Here is a 12819-nt window from a genome sequence, read left to right as displayed (position 1 = left end):
GCAGCAGCACGGTCAGTCGTGCAACAGGCCCGGGTCGGCGTGGCGGGCCTTGAGCAGGGCTTCGACGTCGGCCAGGCCCAGGCCGCGTTCGCGCAGCAGCACGGTCAGGTGGAACAGCAGATCTGCCGCTTCGCCGGCGAGTTCCTCCGGGCCCTGGGCGACGGCGGCCAGCGCGGTTTCCACGCCCTCCTCGCCGACCTTCTGGGCGATATGGCGGGTGCCCTTGTTGAACAGCTTGCTGGTGTAGCTGCCTTCGGGCATTTCCGCCTTGCGCCGCGCCACCAGGGCGTCCAGCTCGGCCAGGAAATTGCCCGGTGCGGTGGCAAAGCAGCTGGTGGTGCCGCGGTGGCAGGTCGGGCCCTGCGGCCGGGCCAGCACCAGCAGGGTGTCGTTGTCGCAGTCGACCTCGATGCGCACCACGTCCAGGTAGTTTTCCGAGCTTTCGCCCTTCATCCACAGCCGCTGCTTGCTGCGCGAGAAGAAGGTGACCTTGCCGCTGTCGCAGGTCATCGCCAGCGCGCCTTCATCCATGTAGCCGAGCATCAGCACGCGCAGGGTGTCGGCGTCCTGGATCACCGCCGGCAGCAGGCCGTCGCCCTTGGCCCAGTCCAGACGCTGGGCCGCTTGCGGGTCAATAAACATCACGCACCTCGATCTGCTGTTCGCGCAGGTAGTCCTTCAACGCCCCGATACCAATGGCACCGGAGTGGAACACGCTGGCCGCCAGTGCACCGTCGACATCGGCCTGGTCAAACGCCTGGGCGAAGTGTTCCATGCTGCCGGCGCCACCGGAGGCGATCAGCGGCACCTTGCACAGTGCACGCGCGGCGCGCAGCTGGGCGATGTCATAGCCGCGCTTGACCCCGTCGTTGTCCATGCAGTTGAGAACGATCTCGCCTGCGCCGCGCTGCTGTACCTCGACAATCCAGTCCAGGGTGCGGCGGGCCTCGTTGCGGGTCTTGGACGGATCACCGGTGAACGAGCGCACGCGCCACTGCCCGTCCTCTTCCTTGATCGAATCAATGCCGACCACCACGCACTGCTGGCCGAAAGCCTGGGCCAGCTCGCCGATCAGCTCCGGCCGCTGCAGCGCCGGGGTGTTTATCGAGATCTTGTCGGCGCCGGCATGCAGGATGGCGCGCGCGGTTTCCACGTCCTTGATGCCGCCGGCCACGCAGAACGGGATGTCGATCAGCCGCGCCACGCGCTCGATCCAGCCACGGTCCACGCTGCGCCCTTCCGGGCTGGCGGTGATGTCGTAGAACACCAGCTCGTCGGCGCCGCTGTCGCGGTAGCGCAGCGCCAGCTCGACGATGTCGCCCATGTCGATGTGGTCGCGGAACTTGACCCCCTTGACCACCCGGCCCTCGCGCACGTCCAGGCAGGGAATGATGCGTCGGCTCAGCATGCCAGTGCCTCCGTCAGTTGCAGCCGGCCTTCCAGCAGCGCCTTGCCGAGCACCGCACCGCCGCAGCCGGCTGCCTTGGCCGCAGCCACATCGGCCAGGTCGCGCACGCCGCCGGAGGCCTGCACCGCCACGCCCGGCAGCAGCGCGACCAGGTGCTGGTACAGCTCGATGTTCGGACCGGACAGCATGCCGTCACGGCTGATGTCGGTACACAGCAGGTGGCGCATGCCGGCGGCAGCGTAGCGCCGGGCCAGTTCGTCCAGGGTGACATCGGCGGTTTCGGTCCAGCCGTGCACCGGCAGCCGCCACACACCATCGGCGCCCTGGCGGGTATCCAGCGCAATGGTCAGGCGCTCGGGGCCAAATTCTTCCAGCCAGCCAATGACCGTATCCGGGTCGCGCACCGCGACCGAGCCGACCACCACCCGCGCCGCACCGGCAGCCAGGATCGCGGCCACATCCTCGCGGCAGCGCACGCCGCCACCGGTCTGGATCTTCAGGCCCGTCTGCTGGTTGATCGCGCCCAGGGTCTGGCTCAGGGTGTAACCGCCGGCCTTGGCTGCATCCAGGTCGACCAGGTGCATCCAGGTTGCGCCGGCATCGGCGAAGGCCTGCGCCCGCGGCAGCACGTCATCGCCGTAGGTAGTCTGCTGGTTGTAGTCGCCCTGGACCAGGCGCACGACCGCGCCGTTGCGGATGTCCAGTGCGGGATAAACGGTAAAGCTCATGAGAAATCCATTGCCAGGAAGTTGCGCAGCAGTTGTTCGCCGGCCGCAGCCGAGCGTTCGGGGTGGAACTGCGCGCCACAGAAATGGTCACGCTGCACGATCGCGGTGAACAGCCCGCCGTGGTGGGCCACCGCCACCGTATGCGAGGACAGCGGCGCGGCATAGCTGTGCACGAAATACGCGCTGGCGCCGGCCGGAATGTTGTCCAGCAGCGGCGATTCGCGCAGCGCCAGCAGCTTGTTCCAGCCCATGTGCGGCACGCGGATGCCGGTGGCCGGACGCAGCCGGCGCACGGTGCCGGGCAGCACGCCCAGCGCATCAACATCGCCTTCCTCGCAGTGCTCGTACAGCAGCTGCATGCCCAGGCAGATGCCCAGCAGCGGTTTGTCCAGCTGGCGCAACGGCTCGACCAGGCCCTGGGCGTGCAGCCGCGCCATGCCCTCGGCGGCAGCGCCGACCCCGGGCAGGATCACCCGCGGCACCGCAGCCAGTTCCTCGGGCCCGCGCACCAGCTGCACCTGCACGCCGATACGTTCCAGCGCATAGCGCACCGAGCCCAGGTTGGCGCCTCCGGCATCGATCAGGCCGACGGTGTCCACAGCACTCACAACGCCCCCTTGGTCGATGGCAACTGGGTACCGGCGCGGGCGATGGATTGCCGCAGCGCACGGGCAAAGGCCTTGAAGCCGGCCTCGATCTTGTGGTGGTCATTGTCGCCCTGCACGCTCAGGTGCAGGTTCATGCCGGAAGCATCGCAGAGCGAACGCCAGAAGTGTTGCACCAGTTCGGTGGGCATGTCGCCGACCTTTTCGCGCTGGAAGCCGCACTCGAACACCAGGTATGGGCGGCCGGAGAAATCCAGCGCGGCCGAGGCCAGGGTCTCGTCCATCGGCAGGGTGAAACCGTAGCGGCCAATGCCGCGCTTGTCGCCCAGCGCCTCGCGCAGGGCCTGGCCCAGCGCCAGCGCAGTGTCCTCGATGGTGTGGTGCTCGTCGATGTGCAAATCGCCCTTGGCTTCGACTTCCAGCGCAAAACCGCCGTGGCGGGCGATCTGCTCGAGCATGTGGTCAAAGAACGGCAAGCCGGTATCGAACTTGCACGGGGCGGTGGCATCCAGGTCCACCGCGATGCGGATCTGGGTTTCCTTGGTGTTGCGCTGGACGAGTGCACGCCGCGGCGCATCGGCCAGCTCGTGGGCAATGCCGTCCCAGTCCCAGTCACCGCCGAATTCCTCGGTGGCGAGCTGGAAGCCGCGGATGTTGAGGTTGCGCGCAAAATCGATATCGGTCTGGCGGTCGCCGACCATCGCACTGCGCGACCAGTCAATCGAACGGTCCTGCAGGTAGCCGACCATCATGCCGATGCCCGGCTTGCGGTTGGGGCTGTTGTCGGCCGGGAAACTGGGGTCGATCAGCACGTCGCGGAAGGTGATGCCCTGGCTTTGGAAGACCTGCAGCATCAGGTTGTGCGGGCCGTCGAAGGTTTCCTGCGGATAGGCGTCAGTGCCCAGGCCGTCCTGGTTGGAGACGATCACGAACTGCCAGCCGGCATCGCGCAGCTTGATCAGTGCCGGGATCACGTTGCGCACGAAGCGCAGCTTCTCGAAGGCATCGATCTGGTGGTCGGCCGGTTCCTCGATCAGGGTGCCGTCGCGGTCGATGAAAAGGATCGGGGTCATGTGGAAGCCTTCAGGGCGGAGAGCGTGGCGATCACGCGGTCATTCTGTTCGAGGGTACCCACGGTAATGCGCAGCGCATCACCCAGTTGTGGAGCCGCGCGTTGGTCACGCACGACGATGCCGGCGGCCAGCAGCGCATCGAAGGCGCCCTGCGCATCATCGAAGCGGGCCAGCACGAAGTTGGCATCGGAGGCATACACCCGGCGCACGACCGGCAGCGTGGCCAGTGCCTGCTGCAGGCGGGCGCGCTGGCTGCGCACCTGCGCCACCCGCTGTGCGGTGATCGAAAGTGCCTCAGGGGTGAGGCCGGCCAGGGCCAGCGCACTGCACGGGGCCGGGATGGGATACGGCGCCTGTACCTTGCGCAGCACCGCAACCAGCGCCGGATCGGCGATCAGGCTGCCGATGCGCGCCGCGGCCAGGCCATGGGCCTTGGACAGCGTGCGCAGCACCGCGATGTTGGCGTGCTCGGCCATCAGGCTGACCGCGGACGGCTCGTCGGCGAACTCGCCGTAGGCCTCGTCCACCACCACCAGCGCGCGCCCGGCCAGTGCCGTGGCCACCTGCACCACCTGCGCCAGCGGCACACTGCGCCCACCGGGGTTGGACGGCGAGCACAGGAACACCAGCTTGGCGTTGCCGTCGATGGCTGCAGCAATCACCGCGTCGATGTCCGGCACCAGGCCGTCCTGGCTGTCGACCAGCGGCACTTCGATCGCACGGGCGCCCTGCAGGCGGGCACTGACCGCGTACATCCCGAACACCGGCGGGGTGAACAGCACGCCATCGCGGCCGGGTTCGCACAATGTGCGCACCAGCAGGTCGATGGCCTCGTCACTGCCGCGGCCAACCAGCATCTGCGCCGGCTGCACGCCATATAGATCGGCCAGGGCCTGTACCAGCGCCGGCGGCTGCGGATCGGGGTAGCGCCGGCAGCTGCCATCGGCATCGCCCGGGTTGGCCCAGGCCGCCTCGTTGGCGTTGAGCCAGATTTCCCCGCTCAGTTTGGCGGTGCGCGCCGAGGAATAGCCGCCAAAGCTGGCCAGGTCCGCACGCACCAGGTTGATGACCGATTCGCTCACGGGCTGACCCCCAGGCGCAGGGCCACCGCATTGGCGTGCGCGCCCAGGCCTTCGGCACGGGCCAGGGTCAGCGCACAGGGGCCGATCGCAGCCATGCCTTCGGCCGAGGCCGACTGCACCGAGATCTGGTTCTGGAAGCTGGCCACGCTGACCCCCGAATACGCCCGCGCGGCACCGGCGGTGGGCAGCACGTGGTTGGTACCGGAGCAGTAATCACCCAGTGCCTCGGGGGTGTAGTCGCCCAGGAACACCGAGCCGGCTGCCTGCACCTGCTCCAGCCAGCTTTCTGGCTCGCGCAGGGCCAGGATCAGGTGCTCGGGCGCGTAGCGGTTGGAGATGGCAAAGGCCTGGTCAAGCGAGTCGACCCGGATCAGGCGCGAGGCAGCCAGTGCCTTGCGGGCAATCTCGCTGCGGGAAAGCACGGCCACCTGCTTCTCCACTTCAATGGCAACGGCCGCAATCAGCGCATCGCTGTCAGACAGCAGCAGCACCTGCGAATCGGGGCCGTGCTCGGCCTGGGAGAGCAGGTCGGCAGCCACAAAGGCGGCATTGGCGCCGGCATCGGCAATCACCAGCACCTCCGAGGGCCCTGCGGGCATGTCGATTGCGGCCGCACCGCTCTGGGCCACCTGCTGCTTGGCCTCGGTGACAAAGGAATTGCCCGGGCCGAACAGCTTGTCGCAGGCCGGCACCTGTTCGGTGCCGTAGGCCATTGCCGCGATTGCCTGCGCACCGCCGAGCTTGAACACGCGCTGCACTCCGGTCAGACGTGCGGCCACCAGCACCGCCGGATCGGCGGTGCCGTCCTTGCGCGGCGGGGTGCACAGCACCACCTGGCCACAGCCGGCCAGCTGCGCCGGCACACCGAGCATCATCGCGGTGGACGGCAGCGGCGCACTGCCGGCCGGCACGTACAGGCCCACCCGCGCGATCGGGCGGATCACCTTGCCGCAGGTCACGCCCGGCGCGGTCTGCACCGTATAAGGCTGGGCCATGCCGGCCTGGTGGAAGATGCGGATGCGCGCAATCGCCTCGACCAGCGCCTGGCGCAACTCGGCCGATACGGCGTTTTCAGCCGCCTCGAATTCGGCCTCGCTGACCTCGAACGATTCCGGCGCCACCCCGTCAAAGCGCTGGGTGATTGCGCGCAAGGCCGCATCGCCGCCAGCGCGCACCTCGGCAATCAGCGCGGCCACGGTCTGCCGGGTCTGTTCGGCCACGGTCTGCACCGGACGGGTCAGGGCGGCGGCCTGTTCGGCCGCAGTGAGCTGGTTCCAGATCAGGGTATTCATGCCAACGATTTCTCCACGGCCAGCACCATCAGGTTTGATCCCCCGGCGCGTTCGATTTCTTCCAGTTGCTGCCAGCTCAGTCCGGTCTGGCACATTGCCTGCAAGCGCAGGGTGACGCCGTTGCCGGGCAGGCGGATCAGCTCGCTGCCGGCCGGCAGCAGGGCGCTGATTGCCGGCAGCGCCTGTTCGGCCGCATCAAACATCAGCAGCTTCTGCTCGCGGGTGGCGGTGATGCCATCAAGCCGGCGCAGCAGCATGGCGATCAGCCCGGCGCGGATGTCGGTCAGCTCCTCCACCGGCCCGGCCAGTACCGCGGTGGAGTCCATCAGCACCTCCACCGGCTTGAGCTGGTTGGCGCGCAGGGTGGCCCCGGAGGACACCAGGTCGGCGATCAGGTCGGCGGTGCCCAGCCTGGGCGCGATTTCCACCGAGCCGGACAGCTCGACCACCTCGGCAGCGATGCCCCGCTCGGCCAGCCACGCAGTGAGGATGGCCGGGTAGCTGGTGGCAATACGCTTGCCCTGCAGCATCTGTACCCCACTCCACTCCCACTCCTCGGGAATGCCGAGCATCAGCCGGCATTCACCGAAGGGCAGCGCGCGCAGCGGCTGGTAGGCATCGGCCAGGCCGATCTGGCGCCGCGCCTTGGCCTGCTCGTCCAGCTCGTTGAAGCCGACAATGCCCAGGTCGCAGACGCCATCGGCAATCAGCCCGGGGATATCGTCATCGCGCACCAGCAGCAGGTCCACCGGCAGCGATTCACCGAAGCAGAACAGCTTGTCGCGCGATTCACGCCAGCTCAGCCCGCAGGCGGTGAGCAGCGCGCGCGCCGGATCGGCCAGGCGGCCCTTTTTCTGGATGGCAATGCGCAGACGGTCGCGCGTCGGCGCTGAGGGGGTCGGGGACATGGGGGACTCTCGAAAAGGAAAACGGATCAGCGCGGGGCGAGGCGGTCGATGGCGACGGCATAGCCGCCATGACCCTGCTCCAGGGTGCGCGCGACGCGTCCGGTGGTGGTCACGCTCACCCCGGTGCGCTCATGGATTTCACGATACGGCACCCCGTCGCGCAGCAACGGCACCACCCGCCAGCGGTCGACCATCGCCTCCAGCTCGGCCGGCGTACACAGGTCGCGCAGGAAGGCGGTCAGCTCTTCGGGCGTTTTCAGCGTGGCCAGCGCCTGCGCCAGGGGCAGCAGATCCTGGTCGGAGAGGCGGGCGGCGGTGGTCAGCGGACGGGGTTTCATGCGTATCAATGTAATAGCGTGCTGTTACATTAGTCCAAATGCCCGGCAAGGTCAATGCCGAAGCCGACAATCCGGTTGACCCAACTCTTCGCCAGCGGCTACTCATGCAGGCCCCATTCCCTACCGAACATCAGCGTTGACGCCCAGCAGGCGATGGCCGCCCCTGCCCTTACCCCAGCCCGGCAGGCAGACCGCGCACGATTGATCGGTACGCCCGAGCCAGCCACGCTTCCTGCCTGTACGGACGCATACGTCGTCACAGCCCGGCAAAGCTGTGCACAGAAGCGGCGCACCCGGCCCGGAATTGGCGACGGGCACCACCCTGCAAACCCAGAAAATCCCTCGGACATTCGTCCACACCTTTCCCGCGTGGGTCCTGCCTGCAAATGCCACCCACCACCATGACCATGCCATTTCCCAGACAGGGCTCAACAACGCAACTGAGCGCAGCAGACATTCCCGCCCCTGATCACGCCGGGTCACGTCATGGCTGGCAACTGTGGCCACGGACACAGACACGCCCGACACAGCAACGCAGTCTTTACTTACCCATCGCCGCACCTATCGTGCCGATATGCCGCTGGTACAGATGGGCAGGATCGCTACCATCAACCATGTCTGCTGTCTCACCACCACGGCAGCCCTGCATTGCAATGCTTGTACCTGACCCGTTCTCCAGGAGAGCCACGATGCAACGATTCAACACCACCCCAATTTCCATTGCCGTCACCGGCCGTTGCCACCCCTGGCCGGTGTTTGCCCTGTGCATCCTGCTGGCAGCCTGCCAACCCTCCCGAGCCGACCCACCTGCAGCAGTGCAGGCACATGCCCCGGCATACAACCCATCACATCGGATGGAAACCACTGCAACTCCATGCGCCCCCTCTGCGACGAACAGCGCCAACACCCCCCTATTGGATTGCGACGGCACCCCGTGCCGCCCGGATGATTCCTACAACCGGGCCAACCTGCGGGCGCAGTACAAAGCCTGCACGGCCGCCAGCGGCGGGTTGACAACCGCGATTCAAGCCTGCATGGATGAGGAATTCCATTGGCAACAAGCACGCTTGCGCAATGCTTGGGAAACCATTGCTGACGGCCCGGACAGCGAATTCAAGGACAAACTGGCCGATGAACAAGCTGCCTACATGCGCGATACCGATAGCCACTGCCGCATTGACCCTGCCTCCCAAGGGCAAGATCAACTGCTGGATGCCCAGTCCTGCCGGATCAACCGCTACGCCAACCGCGCCGATGTTCTGGAGAAACTGATCAACAAGTAATTCCCATAGCAGCAAAGGAGTGCTGAAAATGGAGCGCAACGATCTACAAAAAAGTACCGAGGCCGGCTCTCCCAGCCAGCAGGAGCAAACACCATCGGTCACACTGCAACCCAACGCCTCACTGAATCCGACTGCCGCAAGCGGCGGGCGTATCCGTGTTATCGAACCGTTTGGCAGTGCCGACAACAAGCTCAACCGCACCATTGCCCATGGCACCTCGGGCGAAGACGCCTACCGTGACCTCCAGATCCATCACCCCAAAACCAACCGTGAGGCAGTCAGCAAAAACGATGCGAGCCAGACCGATCGCCCTTCACAGATGGTGGAAGGGGAACTTGAAGCCGTCCGAACCAATGGCGACCGCAACGGCACTCCACTGGTACACAAAGATCTTATTCTCACAGACCGAGAGGGTCGGCGCACAATCATGATCCCTACCCCGGTGGCTGGCCACGTCGAGATCAGACGAGACAAGTGGAATTCCGTCGGCATCTGGAGCCAGCCAGCCGGCCACCCGGAGCGCGAGTTGTTGGGCCAGGTATTGCATGGCGAGCGCGGCAGTTCGCCGTACAAGACCGGCGATTATGTCGAATACGGTGCCCCGCTGATCAGGCAATCCAACGCAGGCACTGGCGCGGTGCATACACATATCGAGCTGGAGCCGGATCAATTCCGGAAGTATCTGGGCGACATGCTCAATGACCGCCTTACCCTGAGCCAGGACACTGCCTCCCGGAATCCATCCACGCGCAGCGCCATGGCCGACGGGATGCTGACCAGGACCGAGCGCGGCGGTGAGGTCAGGGCCATGCAGGAAAAACTGGCTGGCCTTGGCTATCGAGGCCAGGACGGCAAGCCGTTGGCCAGTACCGGCTACTTCGGCGATGACACCTTCGCAGCAGTGCAGGCCTTCCAGCGCGCCACTGGACTGAAGGACGACGGCAAAGCCGGCAGCAAGACCCTTGCCGCCTTGGACGCCGCTACCGAGGCCAAGCCGCAGCACGCGGCAGAACCGGACATGCGCGATGCATCCAGCCCGGACAACGCCCGCTTCCAGCAGGCCATGGAAAAGCTGCAGGATATGGAAAAACAACGCGCACACGCAGGATTGCAGCCACTGTTTGCCGACAACCATCAGGTCGAGCGCACGGCCGGACAACTGGTGCTGGCGAGCAAGGCCGCCGGCATGGACAGGATCGACTCGGTAGTGGCGCGCCTGAATGGCACCGGCGTGTTCGCCGTCCAGGGACAGTGCAATGATCCGGCCGCACGTCGTGCGGCTGTCGAATGCAATCATGCGGTCTCGCAGCCGCTGGAAGCCAGCAGCCGCCAAGCCGAACAGCTCGACGCACAGCCCCAGCAAAGCCCGCATCAGCAGCAGGATCAAGAGCTCAGCCGCGCACGCGGACTGTAAGGCAGGCGTAGATGATGCTGCCCGCCTTCTGCATCAGCCACCGCACGGGCTGCAAGCGGGCATGTGGCTGCTGCCAACGGTCAGCAATCCTTGATTTCCTGCACATCACCCTGTGCTACATGCGGCTGGAGGCATGCGTGCTGCGGCCAAAAACCTTACCAACTTCAATAACGGCGCCGTTTAGAGTCCGGGATGCACTTCCCCATTGAGCAAAGCAAAAGCCCCCGCACAGCGGGGGCTTTTACAGGGTGTTCAGCTACCGGATCCAGGCCCGATGGCGGATGGCCCGTCAACGCGCCATCGCGCGGGCCTGTTCCAGCTCCACCTGCAGGGTGCTGGCCAGCTCTTCGCGGGCGACTTCGAACTGCTGCTCGCGCACCAGGTCCTTGACCGCCACCACGCCGCGGGCGATTTCATCCTCACCGGCGAGTACGACGAAGCGGATGCCGGCCTTGGCGGCGTACTGGAACTGCTTGCCGATCTTCTTCGGCTCCAGCTGCACCTCGGTGTTGATGCCGCCGGCACGCAGGCGGCGGGCAATGTCCAGCGACTGCGCCATCGCACCTTCATCCATCAGCGCGACCATCGCCTGCACGCTGGATTCGGCAATGCCGGCAATCAGCCCGGCCTCGCGCAGCTGCCAGAACAGCCGGGTCAGGCCGATGGAGATGCCCACGCCCGGCAGCTTGCTCTTGGTGTAGTGGCTGGCCAGGTCCTCGTAGCGGCCGCCGGAGCAGATCGAACCGATCTCCGGGTGCGCGGTGAGCTGGGTCTCGTAGACCGTGCCGGTGTAGTAGTCCAGGCCGCGGGCGATGGAGAAGTTCAGCCGGTAGGCGCTCTCGGGCACGCCCAGGCCATGCACCAGTTCGATCACCTCGCGCAGCTCGGCCACGCCGGTACGCAGCATCTCGGTGGCTTCCGGGTCAGCCAGCAGGGCATCGAGCTGCGCCAGCGCATCGGCATGACCATTGGAGCGCACGCCGATGAACTCCAGGATCTTTGCCACGCGTTCGGCCGGCAGGTTGAAGCCCTCACCCATCAGGGTCTCGCGCACGTAGTCCGGGCCGCGCTTGTCGATCTTGTCGACCTCGCGCAATACCGCCAGCTGCAGCGCGCCGTCGGCCACGCCCTGGGACTCGAAGAAACCGCGCAGCAGCTTGCGGTTGTTCAACTGCACCGCAAACTCACCGATGCGCAGCTCGGAGAACACTGCATTGATTACCGCCAGCACTTCGGCGTCATAGCGGATGGACAGGCTGTCCTTGCCGATGACATCGATATCGCACTGGTAGAACTCGCGGAAGCGGCCGCGCTGGGCACGCTCGCCACGGTAGACGCGCTGCATCTGGTAGCGGCGGAACGGGAAGCTCAGCTCGTGTTCGTGCTCGGCCACGTATCGGGCCAGCGGCACGGTCAGGTCAAAGCGCATGGCCATTTCCGGCAGGCTCTTGTCACCGGCTTCGGCGGCGTTGGCCAGCGCACCGGTGGACTGCACGAAGTACACCTGGCGCTCGGTCTCGCCGCCGCTCTTGGTCAGCAAGACATCGGACAGCTCGAATACCGGGGTTTCCACCGGCAAGAACCCGAAACGCTCGTAATTGCGGCGGATCACGTCCAGCATGCGCTGAAACGCAATCTGCTCGCGCGGCAGCAGTTCCATGACGCCGGCAGGCGTGCGGGGCTTGATCACGGTAGAACTCCATCAAACTATGCGGTTGGTCGAAGGCCTATTCTAATACGCAGGCCGCTCGGGGCATGCAGTAGAATGCGGGCACCTGCCCCGCTGCGTGCACCATGTCCTGGCCTTACTCCCCACCAGATGCTGCCCCAACCAGCACCGATGCATCCCTTGACGAGTGCGCTCCGGCGCGCGACTGCATCCATTGCTCCGTGCGCCATCTGGCTGTGTGTTCGGCGCTGTCGGCCGAGGAGGTGCAGGCACTGGAACAGGTCACCACCTCCTTCGCGGTAGACAACGGCGCCACCCTGGCCCGTGCCGGTGAAGACCGCCTGCATGTCTATACCTTGACCGCCGGCGCGCTGCGCCTGGTGCGCACGCTGGCCGATGGCCGACGGCTGGTCACCGGCTTCGTGCTGCCGGGCGACTATGTCGGGCTCAGCGGCAGCGATACCTACCGTTATGACATCGAGGCCATCGCCGACAGCCGGGTCTGCCGGGTCGGGGTGGCACAGATGCGCGAACTGCGCCTGCGCTATGCCCACCTGGAGCGCAAGCTGCTGCAGCGTGCCTGCCAGGAGCTGGACGCGGCACAGGACAGCGCCCTGGCGCTGGGGCGGATGCAGCCGCCGGAAAAACTGGCCGATTTCATCCTGCGCCTGGCTGATCGCCAGGCCCGTCACCAGCACAACGGCAACCGCGTTGCGCTGCCGATGGGGCGCGGCGACATCGCCGACCACCTGGGCCTGACCATGGAAACGGTCAGCCGCACCTTCACCAAGCTGCGGCAGTCCGGGCTGATCGCCCTGCCCCACCTGAGCGTGGTGGAAATCCTCGATCGTGATGGCCTGGAAAGCCTGGCCAGTGACGGCCTGGACTGACTCATCCGGCCCATACTTTCTGCCGGCAGGCAAGCCCCCGAGGGCATGGTCAGATTTTCACCAACCCACCCCGGATGCTGGCAGAACAAGGCCTGCAGCAAGTTGTCCACAAGGTTAACCGGCAAGATT

Annotated in this window: 13 protein-coding genes; 3 read left to right on the top strand and 10 right to left on the bottom strand. The window is 66.1% G+C overall.

The features are described from left to right. Window positions 1-12: 12 nt before the first annotated feature. Genes hisIE through ABB25_RS04480 form a run of 9 tightly spaced genes read right to left on the bottom strand, consistent with a single transcriptional unit; the run spans window position 13 to window position 7434 of the window. Window positions 13-642 carry a bifunctional phosphoribosyl-AMP cyclohydrolase/phosphoribosyl-ATP diphosphatase HisIE gene (gene hisIE / locus ABB25_RS04520; RefSeq protein WP_057664491.1) on the bottom strand — a complete coding sequence of 210 codons (630 nt, stop codon included), beginning with the start codon at window positions 640-642 and terminating at the stop codon, window positions 13-15. Beyond that, window positions 632-1408, bottom strand: a complete 777-nt coding sequence (gene hisF, locus ABB25_RS04515) for an imidazole glycerol phosphate synthase subunit HisF (RefSeq protein WP_057664270.1) — start codon at window positions 1406-1408, stop codon at window positions 632-634. The genes hisIE and hisF overlap by 11 nt, the downstream gene beginning before the upstream one ends. Next, the gene (gene hisA, locus ABB25_RS04510; RefSeq protein WP_057664267.1) at window positions 1402-2136 is read right to left on the bottom strand and encodes a 1-(5-phosphoribosyl)-5-[(5-phosphoribosylamino)methylideneamino]imidazole-4-carboxamide isomerase; all 735 of its coding nucleotides are present in this window, start codon (window positions 2134-2136) and stop codon (window positions 1402-1404) included. The genes hisF and hisA overlap by 7 nt, the downstream gene beginning before the upstream one ends. Continuing rightward, window positions 2133-2735: an imidazole glycerol phosphate synthase subunit HisH gene (hisH, locus tag ABB25_RS04505; RefSeq protein WP_057664489.1), complete on the bottom strand. Its 603-nt coding sequence runs from the start codon at window positions 2733-2735 to the stop codon at window positions 2133-2135. Before hisH ends, hisA begins: the two co-directional genes overlap by 4 nt. 5 nt (window positions 2736-2740) lie before the next feature. Next, on the bottom strand, window positions 2741-3814 hold the full coding sequence (gene hisB / locus ABB25_RS04500) for a bifunctional histidinol-phosphatase/imidazoleglycerol-phosphate dehydratase HisB (RefSeq protein WP_057664264.1): 1074 nt from the start codon (window positions 3812-3814) through the stop codon (window positions 2741-2743). After that, window positions 3811-4896, bottom strand: coding sequence for a histidinol-phosphate transaminase (gene hisC, locus ABB25_RS04495; protein WP_057664261.1), 1086 nt, complete (start codon window positions 4894-4896; stop codon window positions 3811-3813). The genes hisB and hisC overlap by 4 nt, the downstream gene beginning before the upstream one ends. Continuing rightward, a complete protein-coding gene (gene hisD, locus ABB25_RS04490; protein WP_057664257.1) occupies window positions 4893-6188 on the bottom strand; it encodes a histidinol dehydrogenase in 1296 nt (431 codons plus the stop codon). Before hisD ends, hisC begins: the two co-directional genes overlap by 4 nt. Further along, window positions 6185-7096, bottom strand: coding sequence for an ATP phosphoribosyltransferase (gene hisG / locus ABB25_RS04485; RefSeq protein ID WP_057664254.1), 912 nt, complete (start codon window positions 7094-7096; stop codon window positions 6185-6187). The genes hisD and hisG overlap by 4 nt, the downstream gene beginning before the upstream one ends. A 26-nt stretch (window positions 7097-7122) precedes the next feature. After that, the gene (locus ABB25_RS04480; protein ID WP_057664252.1) at window positions 7123-7434 is read right to left on the bottom strand and encodes a YerC/YecD family TrpR-related protein; all 312 of its coding nucleotides are present in this window, start codon (window positions 7432-7434) and stop codon (window positions 7123-7125) included. Between the two features lie 689 nt (window positions 7435-8123). Here ABB25_RS04480 and ABB25_RS04475 point away from each other — a divergent pair. Together ABB25_RS04475 and ABB25_RS14215 are read left to right on the top strand one after the other, a co-directional pair. Beyond that, a complete protein-coding gene (locus ABB25_RS04475; protein ID WP_057664250.1) occupies window positions 8124-8717 on the top strand; it encodes a lysozyme inhibitor LprI family protein in 594 nt (197 codons plus the stop codon). A gap of 28 nt (window positions 8718-8745) precedes the next feature. Beyond that, window positions 8746-10131 (top strand): peptidoglycan-binding domain-containing protein, encoded by a 1386-nt coding sequence (locus ABB25_RS14215; RefSeq protein ID WP_083488094.1) that lies wholly within the window; start codon window positions 8746-8748, stop codon window positions 10129-10131. Between the two features lie 289 nt (window positions 10132-10420). On the opposite strand, the gene hisS is transcribed toward ABB25_RS14215, so the two are convergent. Then, a complete protein-coding gene (gene hisS, locus ABB25_RS04460; protein WP_057664241.1) occupies window positions 10421-11821 on the bottom strand; it encodes a histidine--tRNA ligase in 1401 nt (466 codons plus the stop codon). Between the two features lie 200 nt (window positions 11822-12021). Between hisS and ABB25_RS04455 the strand changes: the two genes are divergently transcribed. After that, the gene (locus ABB25_RS04455) at window positions 12022-12690 is read left to right on the top strand and encodes a Crp/Fnr family transcriptional regulator (protein WP_057664238.1); all 669 of its coding nucleotides are present in this window, start codon (window positions 12022-12024) and stop codon (window positions 12688-12690) included. Window positions 12691-12819: the final 129 nt, after the last annotated feature.

The organism is Stenotrophomonas koreensis, from assembly GCF_001431525.1.
In the GTDB taxonomy this organism is placed as follows: Bacteria; Pseudomonadota; Gammaproteobacteria; order Xanthomonadales; family Xanthomonadaceae; genus Stenotrophomonas; species Stenotrophomonas koreensis.
The sequence above is the reverse complement of the archived record's forward strand: the minus strand, read 5'-3'. Positions and strand labels throughout refer to the sequence as shown.

What these genes read in the sequence shown, in the direction of transcription:
- hisA (WP_057664267.1), bottom strand. Translation starts at nt 2,136, where the DNA reads ATGAGCTTTACCGTTTATCCCGCACTGGACATCCGCAACGGCGCGGTC.
- ABB25_RS04480 (WP_057664252.1), bottom strand. Translation starts at nt 7,434, where the DNA reads ATGAAACCCCGTCCGCTGACCACCGCCGCCCGCCTCTCCGACCAGGAT.
- ABB25_RS04475 (WP_057664250.1), top strand. Translation starts at nt 8,124, where the DNA reads ATGCAACGATTCAACACCACCCCAATTTCCATTGCCGTCACCGGCCGT.
- hisIE (WP_057664491.1), bottom strand. Translation starts at nt 642, where the DNA reads ATGTTTATTGACCCGCAAGCGGCCCAGCGTCTGGACTGGGCCAAGGGC.
- hisB (WP_057664264.1), bottom strand. Translation starts at nt 3,814, where the DNA reads ATGACCCCGATCCTTTTCATCGACCGCGACGGCACCCTGATCGAGGAA.
- hisG (WP_057664254.1), bottom strand. Translation starts at nt 7,096, where the DNA reads ATGTCCCCGACCCCCTCAGCGCCGACGCGCGACCGTCTGCGCATTGCC.
- hisF (WP_057664270.1), bottom strand. Translation starts at nt 1,408, where the DNA reads ATGCTGAGCCGACGCATCATTCCCTGCCTGGACGTGCGCGAGGGCCGG.
- hisD (WP_057664257.1), bottom strand. Translation starts at nt 6,188, where the DNA reads ATGAATACCCTGATCTGGAACCAGCTCACTGCGGCCGAACAGGCCGCC.
- ABB25_RS14215 (WP_083488094.1), top strand. Translation starts at nt 8,746, where the DNA reads ATGGAGCGCAACGATCTACAAAAAAGTACCGAGGCCGGCTCTCCCAGC.